The organism is Curtobacterium sp. UNCCL17 (assembly GCF_000686685.1).
GTDB classification, from domain to species: Bacteria; Actinomycetota; Actinomycetes; order Actinomycetales; family Microbacteriaceae; genus Curtobacterium; species Curtobacterium flaccumfaciens.
Genome location: NZ_KK366000.1, coordinates 602972 through 629132, shown reverse-complemented (window position 1 = coordinate 629132; position 26161 = coordinate 602972). Strand labels below are relative to the sequence as shown.

Sequence of the window (26161 nt, the reverse complement as noted above, 5' to 3'; positions counted from 1 at the left end):
ATCGGCTACCCGGCCTGGATCGGCGTCCTGACCAGAAGGAGCTCCACCATGTCCAACCCCGGCAACGCGCCCGCGCAGTCGAACACCTTCGCCATTGTCTCCCTGGTGCTCGGCATCGTCGGGACCGTCGTGGGTCTGTTCGTGCCGATCGTCGGTGTGATCGGCGGCATCATCGGTCTCGTGCTCGGCATCTCGGCGCGCAAGCGTGGCGGCAGCCGCGGGATGATCACTGCCGGCGTCATCCTGTCGATCGTCGCCATCGTCATCGGCGTGATCGGCTTCATCATCAACGCGGTGGTTCTCTCGAACATGTGAGTGGTGCGCTTCGCATCGTGAGCAGCAATGGTCGAGTCCTGCGGATGGACTCGACCAATGCTGCTCACCAGGTGTCTCCGGCGCCGAGCTTGCAGCTGTTCAGGAACCCGGGCGTACCGTCCGGCGCATGAGCTACAGCCAGCCTGACCCAGCCGAAGAGACCACCCAGAGCGAGACGCCGGAGCAGCCCGACACCGACCAGGACACCCTGAAGGAACAGGGCGGCGAGCCGGCAGCGCTCGAGATCGACGCCGACGACGTCCCGACGAAGCCCGCCGACTGACGCGGTCGTCATCCAGTGAGCAGAAGAGGTCGAGTCCGGAGTACGGACTCGACCTCTTCTGCTCACCAAGCGCTCCCCGTGGATTTTCGCGTGCGCGCCGATAATGCATATTATGTCAAATTGGAGGTTGCGACTGGCCCCGCTCGGCTGACGGGACGCTCGACATCGCTTCCCTAGCGTGGACGTGTGCACGATCACCGAGATGACCAACGCCGCTCCCGAACCGTGACGCCCCGGGTCCTGTTCGCCGTCGCCCTGTCCGCGTTCCTCGTGCTGATCGGCACGACACCCGCGTCGGCGCACGCGGCACTGACCTCGAGTGATCCGGCGGACGGCGCCACGGTCGCCACCGACCTTGAGCGAGTTACGCTCACCTTTAGCGAGGCGCCGCTGGCCGGGCTCGAAGCCGGTCTGCGCGTCGAGGTCCGCGACGACGGCGGTACCGACGAGTCCTCCGGAGCGGTGACCGTCGAGGGCACCACGATGTCGAAGGCGGTGTCGCTCTCCCCTGGCCCGCACACCGTCGTCTGGCGGTACGTCTCCCCCGACGGCCATCCGATCGAGGGGCAGCTCGCGTTCACGGTGGAGGCGGCCGCATCGCAGTCCGTTCCCGCGCCCACGACGAACCCGACGGCCGCGACCACGGCGTCCGCGGATCCCACGGCAGCGGCAGCCGCATCGAACACCGGTGGCGGCACGCACGCGCACGGGCACGGCGGCCAGACGCTCCTGTTCGGGGTCGTCGGGATACTGGCGGTGCTGGTCATCGGCGCGGTCGTGCTGCGCATCCGCCGAGGCGCGGAGGCGCGGACCGAGGGCTGACGGGAACGCCCGAGCCTCAGAACACCGCGACGGTCATGCCCGACGACGTCGCGGGTCGGTCCATCGCGACGAGCGCCTCGGGCAGGTCGTCGAAGCCGATCGTGCGGCCGATCGTCTGCTCCGGACGCAGTCGCCCCGCCACGACGGCGTCGAGCATCGCGCCGTACTCCCCGACCGCTGCGCCGTGGCTGCCGAGCAGTTCGAGTTCGTCGGCGATGACCCGGCCCATCGGGATCGCCGGAGTGGCTTCGTCGTCGAGGAGCAGCCCGACCTGCACGTGCCGACCGCGCGGACGCAGCGACGCCACGGCGGCGACGGAGGTGGCACGGCTGCCGTAGGCGTCGAGCGAGACGTGCGCTCCGCCACCCGTGCGGGATCGGACCGTCGTGACGGCATCGGCGTCCATCAGCACGGTGTCGGCGCCCAGGGCGGCGGCGCGCTCGAGTGCGGCCGTGGAGACGTCGACGGCGACGACGTGCGCGCCGGCGACCACGGCGACCATGACCGCGGAGAGCCCGACTCCGCCGCAGCCGTAGACCACGACCCACTCCCCTGCTGCGACGCGCCCTCGGGCGTGCAGGGCGTGGAACGCGGTGCCGAACCGGCAGCCGAGCGCCGCCGCCACCGCGAAGTCCACGGCGTCCGGCAGCGCGACGAGGTTGAGGTCGGCGTGCGGGACGACCAGGGAGTCCGCGTACGAGCCCTGCAGGTCGAACCCGGGCTGCTGCTGGGCGGTGCACACCTGGGTGGCGCCGTCGAGGCATTCGGCGCAGGTCCCGCAGGCGAACACGAACGGGGCCGTGACCCGGTCGCCGACGGCGAAGCGCTGGACGCCCGCCCCGATCGCCGCGACGACACCGGCGAACTCGTGGCCGGGCACGTGCGGCAGCCGGACGGAGTCGTCGTGCCCCTTCCACGCGTGCCAGTCGCTGCGGCAGACACCGGTGGCAGCCACCCGGACGACGACGCCGTGCTCGGGCGCGACCGGTTCCGGCAGGTCGACGATCGAGGGGACGGAACCGAACTGGGAGTACTGGACGGCGCGCATGCGGCCATCCTGACAGACGCGACCCGCGCGTCGGGGTCCCCACGGGCCTCCAGGCCGACGGGCACCCGGCCACCCGACCACGCGAGCGGTCCACCCCGACCCGATCGGCCGTTGCGCCGCAGGCGCGTCCGCCGGTTGACTCGTCACGTGACCGATCTGCGCTTCTCCGCCGACCCTGCCGACCTCGACGTCGACCGCGTGCACCGCTGGCTGAGCGAGGAGTCGTACTGGGCCCGCGGGCGTGACCGGGCGACGCAGGAGGCGATCATCGCCGGCTCCCGGAACTTCGGCGTGTACGACGCGACGACCGGCGCGCAGCTCGGCTACGCGCGGGTGATCACCGACGGCGTGACGTTCGGGTGGCTCGCCGACGTGTTCGTGGACCCCGACGCCCGGGGCCGCGGCGTCGGGGTCGCACTCGTGCGCGGCGTGACCGAGGCGGTCGAGCCGCTCGGCCTGAAGCGCTTCGCCCTGTTCACCGCGGATGCCCACGGGCTGTACGAGCGGTTCGGGTTCCGCCCGCTGCCCGACCCGGACGGCTGGATGATGCGCCCCGGGCCGGGGTTCGGTGCCGACGTGCACGACTGACCGAGCGCTGCCCCTCAGTACTCGATGCGTCCCTCGCGGTTGTGGAACTCCCCCGTCGGCCCGTCGGTGCCGATCGTCGCGAGCATGACCGTGGCGTCGGTGCCCTCGGTGATCGTCTGGTGTCCGCCGAACCCGTTGAACTCCGTCGCGGTGTAGCCCGGGTCGCTCGCGTTCACCCGGAACCCGGGCAGGTTCTTCGCGTACTGCACGGTCAACGCGATCACGGCCGCCTTCGACGCCGCGTACGGCACCGCCGGCACCCCGTACTCGTCGTGCCCCGGCGTCGTCAGCCAGCGCGGGAACCCCACCCCCGACGAGACGTTCACGATGACGGGTGCTGCCGAGCGTCGCAGCAGGGGCAGCGCGGCCTGGGTCACCCGGACGATGCCGGTGACGTTGGTGTCGAGCACGGTCGCCATCGCGCTCGCGTCGAGGTCGTCGACCCCGAACGAGGTGCCGAGGATCCCGGCGTTGTTCACGAGGACGTCGAGCTCGGGGATCATCGCGATCGCCGCGTCGATGCTGGCCTGGTCGGTGACGTCCAGCCGCACGACGTGGGCGCCGAGTGCGCGGGCGTCGTCGCCGCTGGCCGGGTCGCGCATGCCGGCGTGGACGGTGTGGCCGGCCTCGATCAGTCGGCGTGCGGTCTCGAGTCCGAGGCTGCGGTTGGCCCCGGTGATCAGTGTCGTTGTCATGTGCCCAGCCTGCCCCCGCCGGCCCGGCTTCCCCAGGCACGGTGCGACGGTGGGACCGGCAGTACCAGGACGGACAGGAGGCGCGGGGCGATGATGGTGGACATGAGCGAGTTCGCGAACGTGTTGCGTTCCTGGCGTGACCGGGTGCGTCCCGAGGCGGTCGGCCTGCCGGCCGGCCCCGGCAGACGGACCCCGGGCCTCCGCCGCGAGGAGCTCGCCGCGCTGGCGGGCGTGAGCGTCGACTACGTCGTCCGCCTCGAGCAGGGCCGGGCGACGAACCCGTCGCCGCAGCTGCTCGCGGCCCTCGCGACGGCGCTCCGGCTGTCGTCCGAGGAGCGGGACCACCTGTGCCGGGTGGCCGGCGTCGCCCCGCCGTCGCGTCAGGTGGTGCCGCGGCACATCACGCCCGGCGTGCAGCGGCTGGTCGACCGGCTCGGCGACGTGCCGCTCGCGGTGTTCACGGCGACCCACGACATCGTGCTCTGGAACGAGCTGTGGGCCGCGGTGAACGGCGACCCCTCGCGGTACGTCGGGCTCGAGCGCAACCTGGTCTGGCGGCACTTCACGCAGGAGCGCGACGGGGTGGACTGGGACGACGAGCACCAGGAGGAGTTCTCGAGCGACCTCGCCGCCGACCTGCGGCAGGCCTACGGGCGCTACCCGGCGGACCGCGACCTGGCGGACCTGGTCGAACGGCTGCTGCGGGAGTCCCCCGAATTCGCCCGCCGCTGGGAGACCGGCCGGATCGCCGAGCACCGTGCGAGCCGCAAGGTCGTGCACACGCCCGTCGGGCCGGTGGAGATCGACTGCGACGTGCTGAGCGTCCCCGGCGGTGACCTGCGGATCGTCGTCTACACGGTCGTGCCGGGCTCCGAGGACGCCGCGAAGCTCGACCTGCTCCGGGTCACCGGCCTGCAGGAGCTCACGCCGCGGTGAACACCAGCGACGCGTTCTGACCGCCGAACCCGAACGAGTTGTTCAACGCGGCACGGAGCGGAGCGGTCCGGGCGGTGCCGGAGACGACGTCGAGGTCCACCGCGGGGTCGAGCCGGTCGAGGTTCAGGGTCGGTGGCACGGTCCCGGTCTCCAGCGCCCGCAGGGTCAGGATCGCCTCGACCGCGCCGGCAGCGCCGAACATGTGCCCGATGGCGCTCTTCGGAGCGGTGACCAGCGCTCCGGTCCCCACCGCACGGCTGATGGCGGCTGCCTCGCCGACGTCGCCGACCGGCGTACCCGTTGCGTGCGCGTTCACGTGGTCGACGTCCGCACCGGTGAGGCCCGCCATCCGGATCGCGGCGCGCATCGCCCGCTCCTGCTCGCTGCCGTCCGCCAGCGGTGCGGTGATGTGGTGCGCGTCCGAGGTGATCCCCCACCCGGCGAGTGTGCCGTGCGACCGCTGCCCTCGGGCGGCGGCGTGGTCGGCACGCTCGAGCACGACGATGCCGGCGCCCTCACCGAGGACGAACCCGCGGCGGTCGGCGTCGAACGGACGGGACAGGGTCGTCGGGTCGTCGCCGTCGGGCTTCGCGAGGGCCTGCGACTGGGCGAACGACGCCATCGTCACCGGGGTGACCGCGGCCTCGGTCCCGCCGGTGATGACGACGTCGGCCTCACCGGTGGCGATGAGCCGCGCGGCGGTGGCGACGGCCTCGGCGCCCGAGGCGCAGGCCGACACCGTCGTGTACGCACCGCCCCGCGCCCCGTACGCGATGCTGATCTGCGCGGCGGCACCGTTCGCCATGAGCATCGGCACCGTGCGCGGTGAGACCCGTCGAGCACCGGACGCACCGAGCACGTCGTGGGCGTCGAGGAGCGTCTCCACTCCCCCGATCCCGGTGCCGATCACCACGGCGAGGCGGTCGCCCTCCACCGCGGGGGCACCGGCGTCGGCCCAGGCCTCGTCCGCGGCGACGAGTGCGAGCTGCTGACTGCGGTCGAGACGGTTCGCACGGACCCGCCCGAGCGCTCCCTCGGCGTCGAGTGCGGCATCGGCCCCGACCCGGATCGGCACCTGTTCCCAGAGCGCTCCGTCGCGGTGCAGGGCTCGGACGCCGGAGCGACCGGCGACCAGGGCGTCCCAGAGCGGCGTGACGCCGTGGCCGAAGGGTGAGACCGCGCCGTAGCCGGTGATGACGATGTCCACGGGAACTCCTCTTGTACGTTGAACAAGTTGAGTTGTACCACGTACAATTCCGACATGGCAACCACGGTGGACGGCTCCGGCACGGCTCGCGGCGCGGCGACACGGGCGAAGATCCTCGCCGCGACGGCCGGACTGCTCAGCGCGGGTGCTCGGAGCGTCACCGTCAGCGAGGTCGCCCGGGCCGCGGGTGTCTACCCGAACCAGATCACGCACCACTACGGCTCGAAGGACCGTCTGGTGCTCGACGCCGCGTTCGCGCTGTTCCTCCGCGACACCACGCGACTGCAGGCGGCCGGCCGTCGTGCGCGCTCGCCGGAGTCGTTCCGACAGGTCCTCGCCCGCACCGCCCTCGCGATGCCGTCGACCCCGCTCGTGGTCCGCGCGCTCGGGGCAGCCGGGGACGACCCGGCGCAGCGTGAGCGCGTGCGGCTGCTGCTCGCCGTGCTGTTCCGGCAGTCCGAGCGCTACCTGGAGCGCGTCGTCGGCGACCAGGGCTGGACGAGCCCCAGCGGTGTCGCCCGGGACGCCCGCACGTTCTGGAGCGCCGTGTTCGGTGCCACCCTGCTCGCGGACGCCGGGGTCACCGGCGGCCCCTCGGACCTCGACCTGGCTGGGACGATCTCGATCCGTTGACCGGAACGGGCACCGCCGCCGGGGGCTCCCCCGGCGGCGCTGTCACTCGCCCGGCGGTGGTGTCACTCGCCGAAGCCCGACCGGACCAGTTCCACCAGGGCGTCGACTGCGGCCTGCGCGTCCTGGCCGGTCGCGTCGATCGACACCGTCGCACCCTTCGGCAGCGCCAGGGCCATGATCGCCAGCAGGCTCTTCGCGTCCACGCCGTTGACGTGCACGCTCGCGTCGTACTTCGCCGCCGTCTTCACGAACTCCGCGGCGGGCCGGGCGTGCAGCCCGGTCTCGTTGACCAGCTCGACCGACGCGCTGACGCGGTCGGACCCGGCCGCGTCGTCGACGGGGGCAGCCCCGTCGGCCGGCCCCGTGCCTCCAGGCTGGTCACCGGACGGACGGGAGGCGCTGCTCGCGTCCGCATCGGAACCCGCGGCCGATGCCGCGGCAGCCAGGACCGCGTCGGCGTCACCGCCCGTCTGGGCGGCGACCGCTGCCGCCACCGTGCCCTCGACCAACGGGGCCTGCGACACGTGGACGCGGGCTCGGACGTCGTCGTCCAGGAAGTCGAGCGCGGTGTCGGTCGTCAGGTAGGCGGAGCCGAGGTCGCACAGGACCACGACGGCGTCCGCCTGGGCGAGTTCCTCGATGCCGGCGGTGATCGCCTCGAACGACGTGCCGATGCCGCCGTCGTCCGTGCCGCCCGCGGCGACGAGCGGAACGTCCGCAGCCATCTGCCGTGCCAGCTCGACGGTGCCCGTCGCGATCGCCGCGCTGTGCGAGACGACCAGGATGCCGACGGTCACGCTGCGTCCACCGCTGCGCGCAGGATGTACGCGGTCGACTGCGCACCCGGGTCGCGGTACCCGATCGCGCGGTCGCCGAGGTAGCTCGCGCGGCCCTTGCGGGCGACGAGCGGCTCGGTGTCCGCCGCACCCTGCGCGGCGGCGTCGGCTGCTGCGGTGAGCACGGCCTTCGGGTCGTCGCCGGCACCGGCAGCAGCTGCTGCGGCGTCGACTGCGGGGCTCCACGCGTCGACCATCGTCTTGTCGCCGACCGCGGCCTTGCCGCGGGAGACGACCCCGTCGCGGGCGGCGGTGAGGACGGCGACGAGGGTGTCCGCGTCGAGTTCGGCCGCGTCACCGGCAGCCTGCGCCGCCTTCAGGTAGGCGGTGCCGAAGAGCGGGCCGGCAGCTCCGCCCACGGTCGAGATGAGCTTCGTCGCAACGGTCTTGAGGACGGCACCCGGGGTGTCGAAGGACCCGGAGTCGACGGCCTCGAGCACGGCCCGGAACCCGCGGTCGAGGTTCTCGCCGTGGTCACCGTCCCCGATCTCACGGTCGAGCGTGACGAGCTCGGCACGGTGTTCGTCGATCGTCGCGGCGGTGCGACGGACCCAGTCGATGGCCCATGCGGTGTCGAGCGCCAATGCGGTTCCCTTCGTGTGTCCGGCCCGGTGGGCCCGGTGTCGTGGTCCGGTGGTCGAGCGGTCGTGGTCGGTTGCGGTTGCGGTCGCGGTTGCGGTTGCGGTCGCGGTTGCAGCCGCGGTTGCGGTCGCTCAGCGTCCCCAGCGCAGGGCCGGGGTCTCCACCGGGGCGTCCCAGAGGGCAGTGAGTTCGTCGTCGAGCACCGTGACGGTGAGCGAGAACCCCTGCATCTCGAGGGACGTGACGTAGTCGCCGACCAAACTACGCGTGACCTGGTAGCCGCGGTCGGAGAGGACCTCGGCGGCGCGTCGGTACGCGATGTAGAGCTCGGACAGCGGGGTGCCGCCCATGCCGTTCACCAGGAGCAGCAGCGACGACCCGGCCGGGGCGTCGAGGTCGGTCAGGATCGGCTCGAGCACGCGGTCGACCAGCTCGTCCGCCGGTGCCATCGCGATCCGCTCACGGCCCGGCTCGCCGTGGATGCCGATGCCGAGCTCGACCTCGTCGTCGGCCAGCACGAACGACGGCTCCCCCGCGTGCGGGACGGTGCCCGACGCCAGCGCGAGCCCCATCGACCGCGTGACGTCGTTGACGTGCCGGGCCACGGCGGCGACGGCGTCCAGGTCGTCCCCGCGCTCGGCGGCGGCGCCGGCGCACTTCTCCACCACGACGGTCCCGGCGACACCGCGACGGCCGGCGGTGAACAGGGAGTCCTGCACCGCGACGTCGTCGTCCACAACGACGGACTCGACGCGGACGTCGTCCATCGCCGCGAGTTCTGCCGCCGTCTCGAAGTTGAGCACGTCGCCGGTGTAGTTCTTCACGATGTGCAGCACGCCCGCACCGCCGTCGACGGCCTTCGTCGCGGCGACGATCGGGTCGGGCGTCGGGCTCGTGAACACCGGGCCGGGCACCGCGGCGTCGAGCATGCCGTACCCGACGAAACCGGCGTGCAGCGGTTCGTGGCCGCTGCCACCGCCGCTGACGATCCCGACCTTGCCGGCGACGGGTGCGTCAGCGCGGTGCAGGTGGATCGGGTCCTCGACCAGGACGACGTGTCCGGCGTGTGCCCGGGCGAAGCCCCGGACGGTCTCCTCGACCACGGCCTGCGGGTCGTTGATGAGCTTCTTCATGCGGTGCCTCCACGGGTACGGGGTCGAACCGTGGCGGTCACACCGCGCGTCGTCGACCGGAGTGCGCCCAATCTACATCGACGGCACGGGCAGCCGTCCGCTCCCGATGCACGTTCGTGCAGTGCGCCGAGGACGCGTCACTGGCTCAGGATCGTGCAGGGGACACTCGTCCTGCACGTTCGTGCACGATGCCGCACTTCGCTCACGAATTCATCGCCGGGCCTCGAATCGCATCACTATGGTTGGCCTCAATCACTCAACGGGGAGTGCGGCGCAGCACGGCCGGACCCCCACCTCACGCACTGGAGGTCACCGATGGACGACATCGGCGTCAAGTTCCTGTCCGAGCTCGTCGGTACGGCGATGCTCATCATCCTGGGTGGCGGCGTCGTCGCCGCCGTCTCGCTCGCGAAGTCCAAGGGCTTCGGAGCAGGGTTCCTGATGGTCACGATCGGCTGGGGCTTCGCGGTCTTCGCCGGTGTCACCGTGTCCTACAAGTCCGGCGGACAGCTCAACCCCGCGGTCAGCCTCGCGCAGGCGATCCTCGGCAACATCACCGTCGGCGAGATGTTCCTCTACTGGCTCGCCCAGCTGATCGGCGCGATCATCGGTGCGGTCATCGTCTGGCTCGCCTACAAGCAGCACTTCGACGAGGAGCCCGACGCGGCCGCCAAGCTCGGCGTCTTCTCGACCGGCCCCGCGATCCGCTCGTACGGCTGGAACCTCGTCACGGAGATCATCGGTACCTTCGTGCTGGTCTTCGTCGTCATCGCCTTCACCAACGGGCAGACCCCGTCGCAGCTCGGTGCGATCCCCGTCGCCTTCCTCGTGATCGCGATCGGTGTGAGCCTCGGTGGCCCCACCGGCTACGCCATCAACCCCGCCCGTGACCTCGGCCCCCGCATCGCGCATGCCTTCCTGCCCATCAAGGGCAAGGGCTCGAGCGACTGGGCCTACGCCTGGGTGCCGGTCGTCGGACCGCTGATCGGTGGCGCCCTCGCTGCCGGGCTGTCCTACGCCCTGCTGCCCATCGTCAGCTGACCCACCCCCACCCCGAAGGCGTGGACGGCCGTTCCGCAGGACCGAACACGCACCCGCACCGAACACACCCGTAAGGAGCACCAATGGCCGACTACATCGTCGCCATCGACCAGGGCACGACCTCGACCCGAGCAATCGTGTTCGACCACTCCGGTTCGATCATCTCGACCGGGCAGAAGGAACACGAGCAGATCTTCCCGCGCGCCGGGTGGGTCGAGCACGACCCCGCCGAGATCTGGGACAACACCCGCGAGGTGATCGGTCAGGCACTGTCGCGTGCCGACATCACGCGCCACGACGTCGCAGCCGTCGGCATCACCAACCAGCGCGAGACCGCCGTCGTCTGGGACAAGACCACCGGCAAGCCGATCTACAACGCGATCGTCTGGCAGGACACCCGCACGCAGGCGCTCGTCGACAAGCTCGCCGACGGCGACACCGACAAGTACAAGGCCATCGTCGGCCTGCCGCTCGCGACGTACTTCGCCGGGACCAAGATCATGTGGATCCTCGAGAACGTCGAGGGTGCTCGTGAGAAGGCCGAGGCGGGCGACCTGCTCTTCGGCACCACCGACACCTGGGTCCTCTGGAACCTGACCGGTGGCGTCGACGGCGGCGTCCACAAGACCGACGTCACGAACGCGTCCCGCACGCTGTTCATGGACCTCGAGACGCTGCAGTGGCGCGACGACATCCTCGCCGACTTCGGCGTCCCGAAGTCGATGCTCCCCGAGATCGTCAGCTCCTCGGAGGTCTACGGCCACGTCGAGTCCTCGAGCCTGCTGCGCGAGGTCCCGATCGCCGGCATCCTCGGTGACCAGCAGGCTGCGACCTTCGGTCAGGCCGCGTTCGACCAGGGCGAGTCGAAGAACACCTACGGCACCGGCAACTTCCTGATCTTCAACACCGGTACCGAGATCGTCCGCTCCGAGAACGGCCTGCTCACCACCGTCGGCTACAAGCTCGGCGACCAGGAGACGCACTACGCCCTCGAGGGTTCGATCGCCGTCACGGGCTCGCTCATCCAGTGGCTCCGCGACAACCTCGGTCTGATCGGCAGCGCCCCGGAGGTCGAGGCCCTGGCCAAGACCGTCGAGGACAACGGTGGCGTGTACTTCGTGCCGGCGTTCTCCGGGCTCTTCGCGCCGTACTGGCGTCCCGACGCCCGCGGTGCGATCGTCGGCCTCACCCGCTTCGTCAACAAGGGGCACATCGCGCGTGCCGCCCTCGAGGCGACGGCGCTGCAGACCCGCGAGGTCCTCGACGCGGTCAACGCCGACTCCGGCGTAGACCTGACCGAGCTCAAGGTCGACGGTGGCATGACCGCGAACAGCGAGCTCATGCAGTTCCAGGCCGACATGCTCAACGTGCCGGTCGTCCGGCCGGTCGTCGCGGAGACGACGGCGCTCGGTGCGGCCTACGCCGCAGGTCTCGCGGTCGGATTCTGGGCCAACCTCGACGAGCTCCGTGCCAACTGGCAGGAGGACAAGCGCTGGGAGCCCCAGCTGGACGCCGCCGAGCGCGAGCGCACGCTCCGCCTGTGGAAGAAGGCCGTGACGAAGACCTTCGACTGGGTCGACGAGGACGTGCAGTAACGAAGCACGCGCACGCTGACCGCGTGCACTGAACGCACCGACGGGAGGCCCGGTGCCGGTTCCAGGAACCGGCACCGGGCCTCCCGTGCGCTGCGTCTCCTGCGCGTCGGGCGCGGCCAGTCGTCGGGTCGTCGGGTGGTCGGCTGGTTGCCGGCACGGTGCGGCTCAGGCGGAAGCGGCGTGGACTACGCGGCGGGAGCTGCGCCGACCCAGTCAGCCAGTTTGCGCGCACCGGCGCCGGAGTCGATCGCCTCGGCAGCGACGACGAGCTGCTCGCGGAAGCGCTGCAGGATCGGCCGGTCGGACTCGTTCGGGTCCTGCGCCAGGCGGAACGAGACGAGGCCGGCCGCGGCGTTCAGCAGGACGATGTCGCGGACGGGTCCGGTCTCCCCCGCGAGCACCTGGTGGACGACGCCGGCGTTGTGCTCGGGGTCGCCGCCGAGCAGGTCGTCCGTGCGTGCCCGGGCGATGCCGAGGTCCCGCGGGTCGAGGTCGTGCTCGGTCACGCGGCCGCCGGTGACCTCCCAGATGTGACTGTGCCCGGTGGTGGTGAGCTCGTCGAGTCCGTCGTCGCCGCGGAACACGAGGGCTGTCGCGCCGCGCGTCTGGAACACGCCCGTGATGATCGGGACGAGCTCGAGCTGGGCGACACCCACGGCGTTCGCCTCGCACCGCGCGGGGTTGACGAGCGGGCCGAGGAAGTTGAACACCGTCGGCACGCCGATCTCGCGCCGCACCGGGCCTGCGTGGGCGAAACCGGGGTGGAACGCGTTGGCGAAGGCGAAGGTCAGCCCGACACGCCGGAAGGTGTCCGCGACACGCGCGGCGTCCATCGTGAGATCGAGTCCGAGGGCGGCGAGCACGTCGCTCGACCCGGACTTCGACGAGCTGGCCTTGTTGCCGTGCTTCACGACGGGGACACCGGCGGCCGCGATCACGATGGCCGCCATGGTCGAGATGTTCACGGTGCCGACCACGTCGCCGCCGGTCCCGACGATGTCGAGCGCCATCGGGTCGACGTCGAGCGGAACCGCGGCGTCCAGGATCGCGTCGCGGAACCCGACGACCTCGTCGACCGTCTCGCCCTTCGCGCGGAGCGTCACAGCGAAGGCTGCGATCTGTGCCTGGGTGGCGCGCCCGTGCACGATCTCCTCCATGGCCCATGTGGATTGCCTGATCGTCAGGTCCTCGCGCGCCATGAGCGCGCTGATCACCGCTGGCCAAGAAAGTGCGTCAGGCATGGCTCGATCGTAGTGAATTCGAGAGACCCGCCAGTCTCCTGCGAAAACACTGTCGGGGGTTTCGGCCATAATGGAGGACGTGACTAGCACCTCTCTCTCCAGATCAGCCAGCGGTCCGGCCCTCAACAGGCCGAACGCCGTGGCCGTGGGGACGATCGTGTGGCTGGGCAGCGAGGTCATGTTCTTCGCCGGCCTGTTCGCGATCTACTTCACGCTCCGCAGCACGTCCCCTGAGCTCTGGGCGACCGAGACCGCGAAGCTCGAGGTGCCCTTCGCCTCCGTGAACACGATCATCCTGGTGCTGTCCAGTTTCGCCTGCCAGTTCGCCGTGTTCGCTGCGGAGCGCTTCCAGGTGCACCGGACGAGCTGGAACCCGCGCCACTGGGGCATGACGGAGTGGTTCTTCGTCACCTACGCGATGGGTGCGATCTTCGTCTGCGGCCAGATCTTCGAGTACGCCAACCTCTGGCACGAGGGCGTGACGCTCTCCTCCAGCGCCTACGGCTCGGCGTTCTACATGACCACCGGGTTCCACGGGCTCCACGTGACCGGTGGCCTCATCGCCTTCCTGCTGACGCTCGGCCGCGGTTTCGCCGCCAAGAACTTCGGCCACAAGGAAGCGACCACCGCCATCGTCGTGTCGTACTACTGGCACTTCGTCGACGTCGTGTGGATCTTCCTCTTCGCCGTCATCTACCTTCTCAAGTAGGAACTGGACACCCCCCAGCACATGTTCAACAGAACCAAGTCCAAGAAGGGCCGCCGTTCACCGATGGCGACCGTGTCGCTCATCGTCGTGGGTCTCATGACCACGGGTGGCGCGTACGCACTGTTCAGCTCCACGGCGAACGCCGACGACAGCACGAACACCGTCGCCGCCTCGAGCCAGTCGCAGGTGAACGAGGGCGAGAAGCTCTTCGCCTCCAACTGCGCCACCTGCCACGGTCTCTCCGCGCAGGGCACGAGCGAGGGCCCGTCCCTCATCGGTGTCGGTGCCGCGTCGGTCGACTTCCAGGTCGGCACCGGCCGCATGCCGATGGCTGCCCAGGGACCCCAGGCCGAAGAGAAGCCCGCGCAGTTCACGGACGAGCAGGTCGATGCACTCGCGCAGTACGTCGCCTCCCTCGGCCCCGGCCCATCGGTCCCGTCCACCGAGCTCACCAACGGTGAGGACGGGGACGCCGCCGAAGGCGCCGAGCTGTTCCGCATCAACTGCGCCATGTGCCACAACGTGGCCGGCGCCGGTGGTGCACTGACCGAGGGCAAGTACGCCCCGAGCCTCGAGACGGTCTCCGGCAAGCACATCTACGAGGCCATGCTCACCGGCCCGCAGAACATGCCGGTCTTCAACGACCTGAACCTGACGCCGGAGCAGAAGGCCGACATCATCACGTACCTCAAGTACGTGCAGGACAACAAGTCCCCCGGTGGCTTCGCACTCGGCTCCCTGGGGCCGGTCGCCGAGGGTCTGTTCATCTGGATCTTCGGACTCGGCGCGGTCGTCGCGATGACCGTCTGGCTGACCGCGAAGTCCAACTGATCGTCCGTGTCGAACGACACTGAAGGGAACACCATGGCAGAGCACGACGACGAGACGCTGAACTCGTCCTCGGCTGTCGAGAAGCACGGCACGACCACCTCCCCCGGGATCGCGGTCCTCCCCGTCGACCCGTTCGAGAACCCGGGCGAGCCGCCGCACCGCCCGCGTCGCACCGACGTCGACCCGAAGAAGCAGCGTCTGGCCGAGCGCCAGGTCGCCGCCTACTTCTACCTGTCGATCGTCGGCAGCGTCCTGTCGATCGCGGCGTACGTCGCCTTCCCGATCGACCCGAGCGACTTCGGGACGGTCCGCACTGCGAACCTCTTCCTGGGCCTATCGATCGCCCTCGCGCTCCTCGCCCTCGGCCTCGGCGCCGTCTACTGGTCGAAGTCGCTCGTCGTCGACCGCGAGATCACCGAGCTCCGCCACGGCACCCGCGGCACCGACGCGACCCGCGCCAAGGCGGTCGAGGCGTTCCAGCTCGCCGACAAGGAGTCCGGTTTCAGCCGTCGCAAGCTGATCCGCAACTCGATGATCGGTGCCCTGGCCGCGTTCCCGCTCCCCGGCATCGTCCTGGTCCGTGACCTCGCTCCGGCCGAGGACCCCAACGAGCTGCTCCGCCACACCTTCTGGAAGCAGGGCCTGCGTCTGACGAAGGACCCGACGGGTCTGCCGATCAAGGCCTCCGACGTCACCATCGGTTCGGTGTTCCACGTCATCCCCGAGGGCATGCTCGAGTCCGAGCACATGCTGGAGGAGAAGGCGAAGGCCTCCGTCCTCCTGATGCGTCTGGACCCGAAGGACCTCAACCCGTCCAAGGGCCACGAGAACTGGGGCTACGACGGCATCGTCGCGTACTCCAAGATCTGCACCCACGTCGGTTGCCCCGTCGCGCTCTACGAACAGCAGACGCACCACCTGCTGTGCCCGTGCCACCAGTCCACCTTCGATGTCTCGAACAACTGCGAGGTCATCTTCGGTCCGGCAGCACGCCCCCTCCCCCAACTTCCGATCGCGATCGACGACGACGGCTACCTGGTTGCCCAGAGCGACTTCCACGAGCCGGTCGGACCGTCCTTCTGGGAGCGTGAACGCTGATGACCAGCACCACCACCACCGCACCGAACACGTCGACGAACAAGCCGGCGCCGGAGCGCGGATCCCGCATCATCGGCGGGGTCGCGAACTACATCGACGAGCGCACCAGCATCTCGGGCCTCGTCAAGGAAGTCGGCCGGAAGATCTTCCCGGACCACTGGAGCTTCATGCTCGGCGAGGTGGCGCTGTACAGCTTCGTCGTCGTGCTGCTCTCCGGGACCTTCCTGACGTTCTTCTTCCAGGCGTCCATGACCGAGGTCGTCTACAACGGCTCGTACGTCCCGCTCAAGGGCGTGGCGATGTCGACGGCCCTGCAGTCCACGCTCGACATCTCGTTCGACATCCGCGGCGGGCTCTTCGTCCGTCAGGTCCACCACTGGGCGGCCCTGCTGTTCGTGGCGTCGATCATGCTGCACATGGCCCGCGTGTTCTTCACGGGTGCCTTCCGCAAGCCGCGTGAGCTCAACTGGGTCTTCGGCTTCCTGCTCTGGGTCCTCGCCATGGCCGAGGGCTTCACCGGTTACTCGCTCCCCGACGACCTGCTCTCCGGGAACGGTCTGCGGATCATCGTCGGCATGATCGAGGGTGTCCCGGTCATCGGTGTCTGGATCGCCTACCTGCTGTTCGGTGGGGAGTTCCCGGGGACCGACATCGTTGGCCGCCTGTACACGCTGCACATCCTGCTGCTGCCGGCGATCCTCGTCGCGGTGCTCGGTGTCCACCTCGTGCTCGTCGTGATCAACAAGCACACGCAGTTCGCCGGTCCGGGCAAGACCAACGAGAACGTCGTCGGTGTCCCGATCCTCCCCGCGTTCGCCGCGAAGGCCGGTGGGTTCTTCTTCATCGTCGCGGGCATCCTGGCCCTCATCGCGTCGCTGTTCACGATCAACCCGATCTGGAACTACGGCCCGTACGACCCCTCTCCGGTGTCCGCCGGTACCCAGCCCGACTGGTACATCGGCTTCGCCGACGGCGCGCTCCGACTGGTCCCGCCGCACTGGGAGGTCGTGTGGTTCGGCTACACGGTGTCGTTCAACATCCTGGCGCCGATCGCGGTCCTGGTGCTCCTCATCCTGGCGATCCTGCTCTACCCCTTCATCGAGGCGTGGGTCACGGGCGACAAGCGTGAGCACCACATCCTTGACCGCCCGCGCAACGCCCCGACGCGCACGGCGTTCGGTGCCGCTGGCATCACGCTCTACGCCAGCCTCTGGGCGGCGGCTTCGTCCGACATCATCGCGACGCACTTCCTGGTGTCGATCGAACACGTGATCCACGTGATCCAGGCGACGACGGTCCTCGGTCCGTTCATCGCCTTCTGGATCACGAAGCGTGTCTGCCTCGCCCTCCAGAAGAAGGACCGCGAGATCGTCCTGCACGGATACGAGTCGGGTCGCATCGTCCGACTCCCCCACGGCGAGTACATCGAGGTGCACGAGCAGCTCGACGAGTACGAGCGATGGAAGCTCCTGCAGTTCAACGAGTACAAGCCGCTGATGATCCGCCCGAACGCCAAGGGCAAGATCACGGGTCTGCAGAAGGTCCGCGCCGGCGTCTCCCGCTTCTTCTTCGAGGACCGCATCGAGCCGGTTTCGAAGGCAGAGCTCGAGGCAGCGCACGCCGCGCACCACGGCCCGAACCTCGAGGGTGGCCACCTGGCTCCCCAGGTCGGCCCCGGCGATCACTGATCAGTAGCACGAAGCAACCCCCGTCACGATGTGGCGGGGGTTTCTTCGTGTGAGGGGCAACACGCCGCCCCCAGTTCACGGCTGGTTCACTCCCGCGTGCTGGACTCGTCCAGGACGGTGTGGCAACGTGTTGCACCACGCATCCGCCAACGGAATGAGACCCCGATGGACAGCCGGACGGCCGAACACCCCAGGCCGAACCACTTCCTCCTCCACCTCAGCGACACGCACCTCGTCTCCGGGGACGGCGACTTGTACGGCGATGTCGACTCCGCCGCTCGGCTCTCGCAGATCGTCGCTGACATCGAAGCCTCGGGCACGCGTCCCGAAGCGATCGTCGTCACCGGCGACGTGGCCGACAAGGGCGAGCCGGGCGCGTACGCCCGTGTCCGCGAGATCCTCGAGCCGGCCGCGCAGCGCATCGGCGCGCAGGTCATCTGGGCCATGGGCAACCACGACGAGCGCGGCGCCTTCCGCCAGGAGCTCTTCGGCCTGCAGCCCACCGATCGCCCGGTCGACTTCGTCTACGACGTCAACGGTCTCCGCGTGATCACCCTCGACACCAGCGTGCCAGGGCACCACCACGGCGAGGTCTCCCCCGAGCAGCTCGACTGGCTCGCCGAGGTCCTGTCCGAGGCTGCGCCGCACGGCACCATCCTGGCGATGCACCACCCGCCCGTGCCGAGCGTCCAGGACCTCACCGTCCTCGTCGAGCTGCGCGACCAGCAGGCCCTGGCCGAGGTCGTCGAGGGCAGCGACGTCCTCGCCATCATCGCCGGTCACCTGCACTACTCGACCAGTGCCGTGTTCGCCGGCATCCCGGTGTCCGTCGCCAGCGCCACCTGCTACACCCAGGACCTCACCGAGTACCAGGGCGGCACCCGCGGCCGTGACGGTGCGCAGTCGTTCAACCTCGTGCACGTGTACGGCCACAACGTCGTCCACTCGGTGGTGCCGATCGGGCACTACGCCACCGTCGGGCAGCCCGTCTCCGCGCTCGAGACCGAGGCGAAGCTCGCCGCGCACGGCGTGACGATCCCCGCGGCCGTCGAGCCGGCACCGGTCACCTCGAGCATCCCGGTGTTCACGCTCGACTCGGTGCCCGTCTCCCCCGTCCACCGGTAGCGCCGCGCACTTCGCGTGCAGAAGAGGTCGGGTCCGTCATGCGGACCCGACCTCTTCTGCTCACCAAGGGCGGCCGCGTGCGGTCACGACTCCCCGTCAAGGCGCGGCGAGTGGTCACGTTCCGTCGGCTGGCGGCTCGGCAATCAACAGTTCGTGACCGCTCGGCGGGCAGCCAACGGGGTGTCGTGACCGCTCGGCGGGCGCGTCCCGACGGTCGGCCCGACGGCCGGGAGGCCCGTGGCGGGCCCGACTCGCGCCTCCCGGCCCGCGGAGTGGTCGCGACACACCGCCGGTGCTGCGTCGCGTGGTCGTGTTCCGTCGTTTGCGGGCGGCGCAGCCGACGGGCTGTGACCGCTCGGTGTGTGGCTGGCGGGGAGTCGTGACCGGTGGAGGTCGGTGCCGCGTCCGAACCCGGCGGCTGGGCTCCGGCGCCGGGCTCGCAGGCTCGCCCGGAGCGCCCCAGCAGGCCGCTGGCGCGTCCCAAGCGCTGGGACGCTCCCAGCAGGCCGCTGGCGCGTCCTAAGCGTCCCGTGGGACCGGGCTCGCAGGCTCGCCCGGAGCGCCCCAGCAGGCCGCTGGCGCGTCCTACGCGCTGGGGCGCTCCCACGGCGCGGGGAACGGGAAGTAGCGCTCGAGGAAGTCCGTCACGCGCTGCGTGCGCTCCTCGTCGCTGACCTCGGGGAAGCTGCCGTCGTTGAGGCAGAAGAAGTCCACGTTCCGCTTCTTCAGCAGCTCGTCGAGGGCCTTGAGTCCGGACACCATGGTCGTGTCGATGTACCCGACGGCCGCGTTCTCCTGGATGATCGCCCGACCGGTGAGCAGCGAGTAGTAGTGGTACAGCGAGTTCGTCACCGAGATGTTGTCGGCGGCGCGGAAGCGTGACGCCGCAGTGGCTGCGAACTCGTCGGCGAACTCGTGCTCCATCTCGGTCATGATCGAGGCGCGCAGGGGCGTCGGCGCGTGCTCGAGGTGCCGGGTCGTCACCGCACCGAAGCGCTGCTGCAGCAGCTTGCGGTTCACGCGGGCGGAGTTCTCGAAACCGCTGCGTGCCGGGTTGTTGGAGCCGAGGCCGATCCGGGTCGACGCGAGGATGAACTTCGTGACCGATCCGGGGCTGTAGAACGCCGAGGGGTCGACGAGGCGCCCGAAGAACATGTCGTCGTTCGAGTAGATGAAGTGCTCGCTGATGCCCGGGATGTGGTGCAGCTGCGACTCGACGGCCTGCGAGTTGTGGGTCGGCAGGACGGACGGGTCGGCGAAGAACTCCTCGCTGCGGACGATCCTGACCTTCGGGTGCTCGGCGAGCCAGTGTGGCGCCGGGGAGTCCGTCGCGATGTAGATCTTGCGGATCCACGGCGCGAAGGTGTGCACCGAGCGGAGCGCGTACTTCAGCTCGTCGATCTGGCGGAACCGGGCCGGGGCGTCGTCGCCCTCGCCCAGGACGGCGTTCGACTGTGCGGCCTGGCGGGCGCGCTGGTACTCGATGGCGTTGCCGTCGACCCACGAGAAGACGATGTCGATCGGGAACCGGATGTCCGAGACGTGGTCGTCGAACATGTGCTCGACGGTGCGCCAGGTGCGGCCGTAGCGCTCGATGTCGACGAGGACGAACTCGTCGATCGGCAGGCTGCGACGCATCAGGGCGTTCTCGACGGGAGCGAGGACCTCGATGTCGGTGACGCGCCAGAACTCGAGCTGGACGCTCGTCTCGGCGCCGTAGCGCAGGCGTCCGAGGGGTTCGAGCCGCGGGCGGAACACGCGGAGCACCGGTTCTTCGACGGAGCCGAGTCCGTCGTCCTGCACGAGCACCGCCGGCTTGCCCGGGGGCTTCGCGTAGAAGGGCTCGTTGACGGCCGCGGACATCACGGCGCTCTCCGCGCGCTGGCGGTCCCGCTCGTCGAGGGCGATCACCGGGCGCTGGTCGTTGCCGCGGATGAGCAGGTGGTCGACGTCAGCCGCGGTGAGCGCGTCGTCGAGGAACAGCAGGTCCTCGATCATCGACTGCTGCGGCGTGAGGTGTCCGTTGATCAGGGTCAGTCGCCCCTTGCGGACGACGACGTCGGATCGGTCGAGACCGCCGGAGGACGGTCGAGGGTTCAGCAGAGGACTCTCGGTCACCGGCTCGGTCTCGTCGTTCATCCATGCCCTTCGGGTCGTGCGGTCGGGTCCTGTACCCGACCTGCCGATCCTACCGTCCGTCCGACTCGCGGGGCACCTTGACGACGATGCCCACCACGATGAAGAGCGCGGCGGCGACCAGTTGCAGGGCCGCCCACACCTGTCCGGGGATCGGCACCGTGACGAGCGGGTTCCAGCAGACGGCGACGGCGGCCATGAGGAGGGCTGCCCACCAGACCTTCCCGCGCACGCTGAAGACGAGCACGATCAACGCGAGCACCGTGACGCCCCAGCGAGCGAAGACGAAGCCCGACGAGTCGACGATGGCGACGCAGGCCAGCAGCACGATCGCCGCGATCATCGACGGTGCCAGTGCGGGGCGGGTGAAGGGCGGCGTGGCACGGGCACCGCTGGCCGGTGCGGCCGGTGCGGCCGGTGCGGGTCGAGGGGACCCTGCGGGCACGCCGTGCTGGGACGACCCCACCGGGGGCCGCCCCTTGCGTGCGGCCATCAGTCCGAGGAACCGTCGAGGTCGATCGCCTGGATCGACCGCGACATCGGCGGCAGGTCGCGGACACGCTCGAGCGCCGGCACCAGCTCACCGACCAGCGCGCGGTAGCCGTCTTCGGTCAGGTGCAGGCCGTCCTCGGTGAAGCGCGCGTCCAGGTGGTCGCCGTCGGCCAGGGCGGGCCAGGCGTCGAGGTACTGCGCGTGGCAGGTGGCGACGAACTGCCGGAGGTGCCGGTTGGCCTGCTCGATCTTCGTGGCGTACTCGGCCTGCCGGGGCAGGATCGACACGAGCAGCAGACGTACGCCCGGCAGCTCGCGGCGGAGCGTGACGAGGATGGTCTCGACGTTGCGGACCACGTGCTCGGCGCTGGCGCGGTGGTTGCCGAAGTCGTTCGTGCCGATGAGCAGCACGATCACCTCGGGCTGCTCGGCGACGACGGCGTCGAGGCGCGTCAGCACGCCGTCGGTCGTGTCGCCGCCGATGCCCTGGTTCAGGGTGTGCTCGTCGGGGAGCCACGTGTCCCAGTCACCCTGTTCGGTGATGCTGTCCCCCAGGAAGAGGACGGGGCTGCGGTCGTCGGTCATGCTGCCTCCTCGTGCGCCGGCTCGGGGGTCTCGGTCTGCTGCGTCCGGTTGCGCTGCGTGGACCCGGTGTGGTCGGACTCCCGCTCGGCGGCGGCGGTGATGCGCTCGACCATACCGGGGAAGATGATGCCGTGGAACGGCAGGATGCCGTACCAGTACAGCCGGCCGGCGAGTCCCTGCGGGAAGTAGATCGCCCGCTGGTGGTAGTCGCTGCCGCCGTCGGGGTTCGGTGTGACGGTCATCTCGAGCCACGCACGGCCGGGCGACTTGAACTCGGCGCGGAGCCGCAGGTACCGGCCGCGCTCCAGTCGTTCGACGCGCCACCAGTCGAGCGCGTCGCCCTGCTCCAGGCGCTGCTGGTCACGACGCCCGCGGTTCAGGCCGACGCCGCCGGCGATCTTGTCCATCCAGCCGCGGGCGACCCAGGCGAGCGGGAACGAGTACCAGCCGTTGTCGCCGCCGATCGACTCGACGACGCGCCAGACGTCCTCGGCGGAGGCACTGGAGTGCCGCTTCCGGTCGTCGACGTAGACCGTGTGCCCGGCCCAGTCGGGGTCGTTCGGCATCGGGTCGGCCGAGGCGCTCGAGAGCGTCGCACTGCGCCAGCTCGTCTGGACCTGACCGCTGCGCATCTTGTTCAGCGCGAGGCGGACGGCCCGACGGTACGAGGTGAGCCCGCCCTCGGGCTGCGGCACGACGTCGTCGATGTCGTGCTCGCGCTGCACGCACTCGAACTGCAGCGACTCGATGATCGGCGTCGCGAGCTTGCGCGGGATCGGGGTGACGGCGTTGAACCAGTGTGCGGCGAGGCGCGGGGTGAGCACCGGCAGGACCGTGATCGGGCGCTGCGGCAGCTTCGCCTCGACCGCGTAGCCGTTCAGCATCTGGCCGTACCGCAGGACGTCGGGGCCGCCGATGTCGAAGGTCCGGTTGACGTCGGCGGGGACGTCGAGCGCGGCCACCAGGTAGTACAGGACGTCGCGGACCGCGATCGGCTGGATGTGGTTGCGGACCCAGCGCGGCGCGGGCATCCACGGCAGGACGTCGGTCAGGTGCCGGATCATCTCGAACGAGGTGCTGCCCGAGCCGATCACGACCCCGGCCTGGTACGCCACCGTCGGCACGCCCGATCCGAGGAGGATTTCCCCAACCTCCTTGCGGCTGCGGAGGTGCTTGGACAGCTCGCCGTCGGGGTGCAGCCCGCCCAGGTAGACGAACCGGCTGACGCCGGCCGCCTTCGCCTCGCGTGCCATGGTCTCGGCGGCCTCGCGCTCGGCCGACTCGAAGTCGCCGTCGGCCCCCATCGCGTGGGCCAGGTAGTAGACCGCCTCGATCCCGTCGACGGCGGCGCGCACCGCCTCGGCGTCCTGGAGGTCGCCCTCCGCGACGTCGACCTCACTGCTCCACGGGACGTCCTGGAGCTTCCGGGGGTTGCGCACGAACACCCGGACGGAGTGGCCGGCTTCGAGGAGACGAGGGACGAGACGACCACCGATGTACCCGGTGGCGCCGGTGACGAGGACCTGCATGCCCTGCACGCTACGCGGCACGCCTGACGGGTAGGCTTGCCGGGTGGACAACGCAGCCTTCCCCGTCACCGTCGATGCCGTCCGCGGCCTCATCGACCACGCGATCCTGAAGCCCGAACTCACCCGCGCGGACGTCGACGCCCAGCTCGACGAAGCCGCCGCCCACCGCGTCTTCAGCGTCTGCGTCCGTCCGAGCGACGTCGCCCACGCCGTGGAGCGCCTCACGGGCACCGGCGTCGGCGTCGGCACCGTGATCGGCTTCCCGCACGGCACCACGTCCACCGCGGCGAAGGTCGCCGAGTCGCTGCAGGCCCTGGCCGACGGCGCGTTCGAGCTCGACATGGTGCAGAACATCGGCGCCGCGAAGTCGGGCGACTGGCAGCGCGTCGAGCAGGACGTCCGCGCGGTCGTCGACGCCGCCGGCGACACCGTCGTCAAGGTGATCCTCGAGACCGCGTTCCTGACCGACGACGAGATCGTCGCGGCCTCGCGTGCGGCACAGACCGCCGGCGCGGCCTTCGTGAAGACCTCGACCGGGTTCGCCGGCGGCGGCGCGACGGCCGAGCACATCGCGCTCATGCGCCGCACGGTCGGTGCCGACACCGGCGTGAAGGCCTCCGGCGGTGTCCGCGGGCTCGACACCCTGCTCGAGATGGTCCAGGCGGGCGCGAACCGCATCGGCACGAGCGCCTCGGCCCGCATCCTCGACGAGGTCGCGCACCGCGCCGAGACGGGTGCCGCCTCGGCGCTCGGCGACGACACGACGTCCTACTGAACCCACGGGCTGAGCCGACCTGGCTGAGCCCACCGGGCTGAGCCCACGCGCCCAGCACGACCCACCACGACCAGGCCGGTGCCCACCGGACGCGACGACGCGTCGGCGACCCGCACCGTGCCTCCAGACCGCCGCATCGGAGCGCGCATGTCCAGCACCGCACCCCAGTCCCCCGCCCTCGCCCTGGCCGTCGACCTCGGCGGCACGAAGGTCGAGGCCGCGCTCGTCACCGACCAGGGTGTCGTGCTGCCGGCGACCCGGTTCCGCAGCCCCACCGGGCCGCAGCGAACCTCGGACGAGCTGCAGGCCGCCGTCGACGAGGTCGTCACGGCCGCGCTCGGCGCGCTGCCGGTCGACGCGACGCTCGTGGGTGTCGGCGTCGGTTCCGCCGGGCCCGTCGACGAGGAGCACGGCCTCGTCTCCCCGCTCAACATGCCGGTCTGGCGTGGCCACCCGCTGCGCGACCGGATCGCGGCGCTCGTGCCGGATGACGTCCCGGTGACGCTCCGCATGGACGGCCTGGCGATCACCCTCGCCGAGCACTGGGTCGGCGCGGCCCAGGGGTACGAGCACGTCATGGGCATGATCGTCTCCACCGGCGTCGGCGGCGGGCTCATCCTGCACGGTCGCACCGTCAGCGGACCGACGGGCAACGCCGGCCACATCGGGCACGTCGAGTGCGGCGGCTACGACGACCCCTGCGCCTGCGGGGGCACCGGCTGCCTCGAGGCGATCGCCAGCGGCCCGAAGACCGTGGCCTGGGCACGTCGTCAGGGCTTCGCGGGCACGACCGGCGAGGAGCTCTCGGCCGCCTACGCCGCCGGCGACGAGATCGCCGTCGCCGCGGTGCAGCGGAGCGGCCGTGCCCTCGGGCAGGCCATCGCCGCCGCCACGAGCCTGGTCGACCTCGAGATCGTCGCCATCGGCGGCGGATTCTCGCACGTCACGCCGGACCTGTTCGAGTACGCCCGGCAGGCCGTGGCGGAGCGTGTCGAGTTCGGGTTCGTCACGAAGGTGCAGATCGTGCCGACCGGGTTGTCCCAGGACGGTCCGCTCATCGGTGCCGCTGCGCTCGTGCACCGCGCCGACGTCCTGCGCTGAGCGCGCGCGTCCCCTCCGTCCGGGCCCGATCCGGCGCGCGGCCGTGGCTGGTCGCGTCGTCGACGCGGCCCACGCCGTGGACGTGACCGGCGACGGCCTGGAGGCGCGGTGCGGGCCCGCCACGAGCCTCCCGGCCGGTCGGTGGCTTGTCCACAGGCCTGTCGGTCGCCCGCGCAGGTCGGGCAGGATGTGCGGGTGCCCCGCCCGCGACTGCTGACCAGTGACGACTGGCCGGAACCCGAGCTGCGTGCGGCGGTCCTGGCCGGCGAGCTGGTCGCCGTCGGTCCCTGCTGGGCCTCCCCCGCCGAACCGCAGACGCCGTGGTTGCGCGCCGCCGCTGCAGCCTGGGTCCTGCGGGACGCGCGCCTGATCGCCTGTACGCTGACCGCCGCGTGGATCTGGGGTGCGGTGTCCCGGCCGCCGGCGCCGCTCGAGGCCTGCATCCCGCCGCAGGTGCGGGTGCACGTCGGGCCGGACGTCCGCCTGCGAGAGGTCCGGATCGACGTCGCCGACACCGTCGAGCTCTCGCGGCTGCGGGTCACGCTGCCGGCGCGGACCGCGGTCGACCTGCTCCGGACGCCGGGGCCGACGGCCGGTGCGTTCGGGGTGGCCGAGGCGACGGCCGTGCACGGGCTGCTCGCGATCGGGGCGGTCACGGCTGCCGAGCTGCAGGCGCGGCTGAGGTCGCTCGGGACGATTCCCATGGTGCGGCAGGCTGAGCGGCGGTTGTGGGGGCTGCCGGGGTTGCCGGGGCTGCCGGATGCGGCCGGGGGCGCTGCGTTCTAGGGCGTCTCCGGCGCGTTCGCCGAGCGGTCAGGACACCCCGCTCACGTCCGCCGAGTGGTCGCGGACTGTCGGTTGGCCGGGCCCCGGCCGACGGTTCGTGACCGGTCGGCGGTGCCGGTACGACGAGTCGTGACCGGCGGATGGGGCTGAGGCACGGGAGGCGCGGAGCGGGGCTGCCGTGGGCCTCCGGTCCGGCGCGTGCGGGCGTAGCGGCGGTCAAGACACCCCGCTCATGTCCGCTGAGTGGTCACGGACTGTCGGTTGGCCGGGCCGCGGCCGACGGTTCGTGACCGGTCGACGGTGCCCGTGCGACGAGTCGTGACCGGTCGACGGGCGGGAGGCACGGGAGGC

Annotated in this window: 27 protein-coding genes; 16 read left to right on the top strand and 11 right to left on the bottom strand. The window is 70.8% G+C overall.

What is annotated here, in order from left to right; translation table 11 throughout:
• Positions 1 to 48 precede the first annotated feature (48 nt).
• The 3 genes from BR70_RS0107930 to BR70_RS0107920 all read left to right on the top strand — a co-directional run bounded on the left by BR70_RS0107930 (position 49) and on the right by BR70_RS0107920 (position 1420).
• Positions 49 to 315 carry a hypothetical protein gene (locus BR70_RS0107930; protein ID WP_051596728.1) on the top strand — a complete coding sequence of 89 codons (267 nt, stop codon included), beginning with the start codon at positions 49 to 51 and terminating at the stop codon, positions 313 to 315.
• Positions 316 to 442: 127 nt separating this feature from the next.
• Complete coding sequence (locus tag BR70_RS23205; protein WP_155896821.1) at positions 443 to 598, top strand: hypothetical protein; 156 nt, start codon at positions 443 to 445, stop codon at positions 596 to 598.
• A 186-nt stretch (positions 599 to 784) separates the two neighbouring features.
• Complete coding sequence (locus BR70_RS0107920; protein WP_081827296.1) at positions 785 to 1420, top strand: copper resistance CopC family protein; 636 nt, start codon at positions 785 to 787, stop codon at positions 1418 to 1420.
• Between the two features lie 16 nt (positions 1421 to 1436).
• Here the strand turns inward: BR70_RS0107920 and BR70_RS0107915 are convergent, their stop codons facing one another.
• Positions 1437 to 2468: an alcohol dehydrogenase catalytic domain-containing protein gene (locus BR70_RS0107915; protein WP_027465628.1), complete on the bottom strand. Its 1032-nt coding sequence runs from the start codon at positions 2466 to 2468 to the stop codon at positions 1437 to 1439.
• Between the two features lie 147 nt (positions 2469 to 2615).
• Here BR70_RS0107915 and BR70_RS0107910 point away from each other — a divergent pair, with 147 nt between their 5' ends.
• Positions 2616 to 3056: a GNAT family N-acetyltransferase gene (locus tag BR70_RS0107910; RefSeq protein WP_027465627.1), complete on the top strand. Its 441-nt coding sequence runs from the start codon at positions 2616 to 2618 to the stop codon at positions 3054 to 3056.
• 14 nt (positions 3057 to 3070) lie between these two features.
• On the opposite strand, the gene BR70_RS0107905 is transcribed toward BR70_RS0107910, so the two are convergent.
• Positions 3071 to 3751 (bottom strand): SDR family NAD(P)-dependent oxidoreductase, encoded by a 681-nt coding sequence (locus BR70_RS0107905; RefSeq protein ID WP_027465626.1) that lies wholly within the window; start codon positions 3749 to 3751, stop codon positions 3071 to 3073.
• Between the two features lie 102 nt (positions 3752 to 3853).
• Here BR70_RS0107905 and BR70_RS0107900 point away from each other — a divergent pair, with 102 nt between their 5' ends.
• A complete protein-coding gene (locus tag BR70_RS0107900) occupies positions 3854 to 4687 on the top strand; it encodes a helix-turn-helix domain-containing protein (protein WP_035808565.1) in 834 nt (277 codons plus the stop codon).
• Here BR70_RS0107900 and BR70_RS0107895 read toward each other — a convergent pair.
• Entirely contained in the window at positions 4674 to 5894 is a 1221-nt protein-coding gene (locus tag BR70_RS0107895) for a beta-ketoacyl-[acyl-carrier-protein] synthase family protein (protein WP_035808302.1), read from the bottom strand. The genes BR70_RS0107900 and BR70_RS0107895 overlap by 14 nt on opposite strands.
• Before the next feature lie 54 nt (positions 5895 to 5948).
• Between BR70_RS0107895 and BR70_RS0107890 the strand changes: the two genes are divergently transcribed.
• The gene (locus tag BR70_RS0107890) at positions 5949 to 6527 is read left to right on the top strand and encodes a TetR/AcrR family transcriptional regulator C-terminal domain-containing protein (RefSeq protein WP_027465623.1); all 579 of its coding nucleotides are present in this window, start codon (positions 5949 to 5951) and stop codon (positions 6525 to 6527) included.
• 62 nt (positions 6528 to 6589) lie between these two features.
• On the opposite strand, the gene dhaM is transcribed toward BR70_RS0107890, so the two are convergent.
• From dhaM to dhaK, 3 genes are all read right to left on the bottom strand, one after another.
• Complete coding sequence (gene dhaM / locus BR70_RS0107885; RefSeq protein WP_027465622.1) at positions 6590 to 7324, bottom strand: dihydroxyacetone kinase phosphoryl donor subunit DhaM; 735 nt, start codon at positions 7322 to 7324, stop codon at positions 6590 to 6592.
• The gene (gene dhaL, locus BR70_RS0107880) at positions 7321 to 7947 is read right to left on the bottom strand and encodes a dihydroxyacetone kinase subunit DhaL (RefSeq protein ID WP_027465621.1); all 627 of its coding nucleotides are present in this window, start codon (positions 7945 to 7947) and stop codon (positions 7321 to 7323) included. The genes dhaM and dhaL overlap by 4 nt, the downstream gene beginning before the upstream one ends.
• A 129-nt stretch (positions 7948 to 8076) precedes the next feature.
• The gene (gene dhaK, locus BR70_RS0107875; protein ID WP_027465620.1) at positions 8077 to 9078 is read right to left on the bottom strand and encodes a dihydroxyacetone kinase subunit DhaK; all 1002 of its coding nucleotides are present in this window, start codon (positions 9076 to 9078) and stop codon (positions 8077 to 8079) included.
• A 315-nt stretch (positions 9079 to 9393) separates the two neighbouring features.
• On the opposite strand from dhaK, the gene BR70_RS0107870 reads away from it, so the two are divergent.
• Complete coding sequence (locus tag BR70_RS0107870; RefSeq protein WP_027465619.1) at positions 9394 to 10119, top strand: MIP/aquaporin family protein; 726 nt, start codon at positions 9394 to 9396, stop codon at positions 10117 to 10119.
• Positions 10120 to 10202: 83 nt separating this feature from the next.
• Positions 10203 to 11714 carry a glycerol kinase GlpK gene (glpK, locus tag BR70_RS0107865; protein ID WP_017887334.1) on the top strand — a complete coding sequence of 504 codons (1512 nt, stop codon included), beginning with the start codon at positions 10203 to 10205 and terminating at the stop codon, positions 11712 to 11714.
• A gap of 185 nt (positions 11715 to 11899) precedes the next feature.
• Here the strand turns inward: glpK and trpD are convergent, their stop codons facing one another.
• Positions 11900 to 12955 (bottom strand): anthranilate phosphoribosyltransferase, encoded by a 1056-nt coding sequence (gene trpD, locus BR70_RS0107860; protein ID WP_027465618.1) that lies wholly within the window; start codon positions 12953 to 12955, stop codon positions 11900 to 11902.
• 70 nt (positions 12956 to 13025) lie between these two features.
• Between trpD and ctaE the strand changes: the two genes are divergently transcribed.
• The 5 genes from ctaE to BR70_RS0107835 all read left to right on the top strand — a co-directional run bounded on the left by ctaE (position 13026) and on the right by BR70_RS0107835 (position 18406).
• Positions 13026 to 13664: an aa3-type cytochrome oxidase subunit III gene (gene ctaE, locus BR70_RS0107855; protein ID WP_027465617.1), complete on the top strand. Its 639-nt coding sequence runs from the start codon at positions 13026 to 13028 to the stop codon at positions 13662 to 13664.
• A gap of 21 nt (positions 13665 to 13685) precedes the next feature.
• A complete protein-coding gene (qcrC, locus tag BR70_RS0107850) occupies positions 13686 to 14495 on the top strand; it encodes a cytochrome bc1 complex diheme cytochrome c subunit (RefSeq protein ID WP_027465616.1) in 810 nt (269 codons plus the stop codon).
• A gap of 33 nt (positions 14496 to 14528) precedes the next feature.
• Entirely contained in the window at positions 14529 to 15593 is a 1065-nt protein-coding gene (gene qcrA / locus BR70_RS0107845; protein WP_027465615.1) for a cytochrome bc1 complex Rieske iron-sulfur subunit, read from the top strand.
• Positions 15593 to 17281, top strand: coding sequence for a cytochrome bc1 complex cytochrome b subunit (gene qcrB, locus BR70_RS0107840; RefSeq protein ID WP_027465614.1), 1689 nt, complete (start codon positions 15593 to 15595; stop codon positions 17279 to 17281). Before qcrA ends, qcrB begins: the two co-directional genes overlap by 1 nt.
• A gap of 165 nt (positions 17282 to 17446) precedes the next feature.
• The gene (locus tag BR70_RS0107835; RefSeq protein ID WP_027465613.1) at positions 17447 to 18406 is read left to right on the top strand and encodes a phosphodiesterase; all 960 of its coding nucleotides are present in this window, start codon (positions 17447 to 17449) and stop codon (positions 18404 to 18406) included.
• 585 nt (positions 18407 to 18991) lie between these two features.
• Here the strand turns inward: BR70_RS0107835 and BR70_RS0107830 are convergent.
• The 4 genes from BR70_RS0107830 to BR70_RS20095 are packed head-to-tail and all read right to left on the bottom strand — an operon-like array spanning position 18992 to position 23148.
• Positions 18992 to 20545 (bottom strand): stealth conserved region 3 domain-containing protein, encoded by a 1554-nt coding sequence (locus BR70_RS0107830; RefSeq protein WP_027465612.1) that lies wholly within the window; start codon positions 20543 to 20545, stop codon positions 18992 to 18994.
• 49 nt (positions 20546 to 20594) lie between these two features.
• The gene (locus BR70_RS0107825) at positions 20595 to 21035 is read right to left on the bottom strand and encodes a DUF6804 family protein (protein ID WP_027465611.1); all 441 of its coding nucleotides are present in this window, start codon (positions 21033 to 21035) and stop codon (positions 20595 to 20597) included.
• The gene (locus tag BR70_RS0107820) at positions 21035 to 21619 is read right to left on the bottom strand and encodes a GDSL-type esterase/lipase family protein (RefSeq protein ID WP_027465610.1); all 585 of its coding nucleotides are present in this window, start codon (positions 21617 to 21619) and stop codon (positions 21035 to 21037) included. The genes BR70_RS0107825 and BR70_RS0107820 overlap by 1 nt, the downstream gene beginning before the upstream one ends.
• Positions 21616 to 23148 carry an SDR family oxidoreductase gene (locus tag BR70_RS20095; RefSeq protein WP_035808300.1) on the bottom strand — a complete coding sequence of 511 codons (1533 nt, stop codon included), beginning with the start codon at positions 23146 to 23148 and terminating at the stop codon, positions 21616 to 21618. Before BR70_RS20095 ends, BR70_RS0107820 begins: the two co-directional genes overlap by 4 nt.
• 43 nt (positions 23149 to 23191) lie before the next feature.
• Here BR70_RS20095 and deoC point away from each other — a divergent pair, with 43 nt between their 5' ends.
• The 3 genes from deoC to BR70_RS20090 all read left to right on the top strand — a co-directional run bounded on the left by deoC (position 23192) and on the right by BR70_RS20090 (position 25810).
• Entirely contained in the window at positions 23192 to 23923 is a 732-nt protein-coding gene (deoC, locus tag BR70_RS0107810) for a deoxyribose-phosphate aldolase (protein WP_027465609.1), read from the top strand.
• A 147-nt stretch (positions 23924 to 24070) separates the two neighbouring features.
• Positions 24071 to 25024, top strand: a complete 954-nt coding sequence (locus BR70_RS0107805; protein ID WP_027465608.1) for an ROK family protein — start codon at positions 24071 to 24073, stop codon at positions 25022 to 25024.
• 195 nt (positions 25025 to 25219) lie between these two features.
• Positions 25220 to 25810: a type IV toxin-antitoxin system AbiEi family antitoxin gene (locus BR70_RS20090; RefSeq protein WP_051596727.1), complete on the top strand. Its 591-nt coding sequence runs from the start codon at positions 25220 to 25222 to the stop codon at positions 25808 to 25810.
• The last annotated feature ends 351 nt before the right edge of the window (positions 25811 to 26161 follow it).

What these genes read in the sequence shown, in the direction of transcription:
- BR70_RS0107930 (WP_051596728.1), top strand. Translation starts at nt 49, where the DNA reads ATGTCCAACCCCGGCAACGCGCCCGCGCAGTCGAACACCTTCGCCATT.
- BR70_RS23205 (WP_155896821.1), top strand. Translation starts at nt 443, where the DNA reads ATGAGCTACAGCCAGCCTGACCCAGCCGAAGAGACCACCCAGAGCGAG.
- BR70_RS0107915 (WP_027465628.1), bottom strand. Translation starts at nt 2,468, where the DNA reads ATGCGCGCCGTCCAGTACTCCCAGTTCGGTTCCGTCCCCTCGATCGTC.
- BR70_RS0107905 (WP_027465626.1), bottom strand. Translation starts at nt 3,751, where the DNA reads ATGACAACGACACTGATCACCGGGGCCAACCGCAGCCTCGGACTCGAG.
- BR70_RS0107900 (WP_035808565.1), top strand. Translation starts at nt 3,854, where the DNA reads ATGAGCGAGTTCGCGAACGTGTTGCGTTCCTGGCGTGACCGGGTGCGT.
- BR70_RS0107890 (WP_027465623.1), top strand. Translation starts at nt 5,949, where the DNA reads ATGGCAACCACGGTGGACGGCTCCGGCACGGCTCGCGGCGCGGCGACA.
- dhaK (WP_027465620.1), bottom strand. Translation starts at nt 9,078, where the DNA reads ATGAAGAAGCTCATCAACGACCCGCAGGCCGTGGTCGAGGAGACCGTC.
- BR70_RS0107870 (WP_027465619.1), top strand. Translation starts at nt 9,394, where the DNA reads ATGGACGACATCGGCGTCAAGTTCCTGTCCGAGCTCGTCGGTACGGCG.
- glpK (WP_017887334.1), top strand. Translation starts at nt 10,203, where the DNA reads ATGGCCGACTACATCGTCGCCATCGACCAGGGCACGACCTCGACCCGA.
- trpD (WP_027465618.1), bottom strand. Translation starts at nt 12,955, where the DNA reads ATGCCTGACGCACTTTCTTGGCCAGCGGTGATCAGCGCGCTCATGGCG.
- ctaE (WP_027465617.1), top strand. Translation starts at nt 13,026, where the DNA reads ATGGAGGACGTGACTAGCACCTCTCTCTCCAGATCAGCCAGCGGTCCG.
- qcrC (WP_027465616.1), top strand. Translation starts at nt 13,686, where the DNA reads ATGTTCAACAGAACCAAGTCCAAGAAGGGCCGCCGTTCACCGATGGCG.
- qcrA (WP_027465615.1), top strand. Translation starts at nt 14,529, where the DNA reads ATGGCAGAGCACGACGACGAGACGCTGAACTCGTCCTCGGCTGTCGAG.
- qcrB (WP_027465614.1), top strand. Translation starts at nt 15,593, where the DNA reads ATGACCAGCACCACCACCACCGCACCGAACACGTCGACGAACAAGCCG.
- BR70_RS0107835 (WP_027465613.1), top strand. Translation starts at nt 17,447, where the DNA reads ATGGACAGCCGGACGGCCGAACACCCCAGGCCGAACCACTTCCTCCTC.
- BR70_RS0107830 (WP_027465612.1), bottom strand. Translation starts at nt 20,545, where the DNA reads ATGAACGACGAGACCGAGCCGGTGACCGAGAGTCCTCTGCTGAACCCT.
- BR70_RS0107825 (WP_027465611.1), bottom strand. Translation starts at nt 21,035, where the DNA reads ATGGCCGCACGCAAGGGGCGGCCCCCGGTGGGGTCGTCCCAGCACGGC.
- BR70_RS0107820 (WP_027465610.1), bottom strand. Translation starts at nt 21,619, where the DNA reads ATGACCGACGACCGCAGCCCCGTCCTCTTCCTGGGGGACAGCATCACC.
- BR70_RS20095 (WP_035808300.1), bottom strand. Translation starts at nt 23,148, where the DNA reads ATGCAGGTCCTCGTCACCGGCGCCACCGGGTACATCGGTGGTCGTCTC.
- BR70_RS0107805 (WP_027465608.1), top strand. Translation starts at nt 24,071, where the DNA reads ATGTCCAGCACCGCACCCCAGTCCCCCGCCCTCGCCCTGGCCGTCGAC.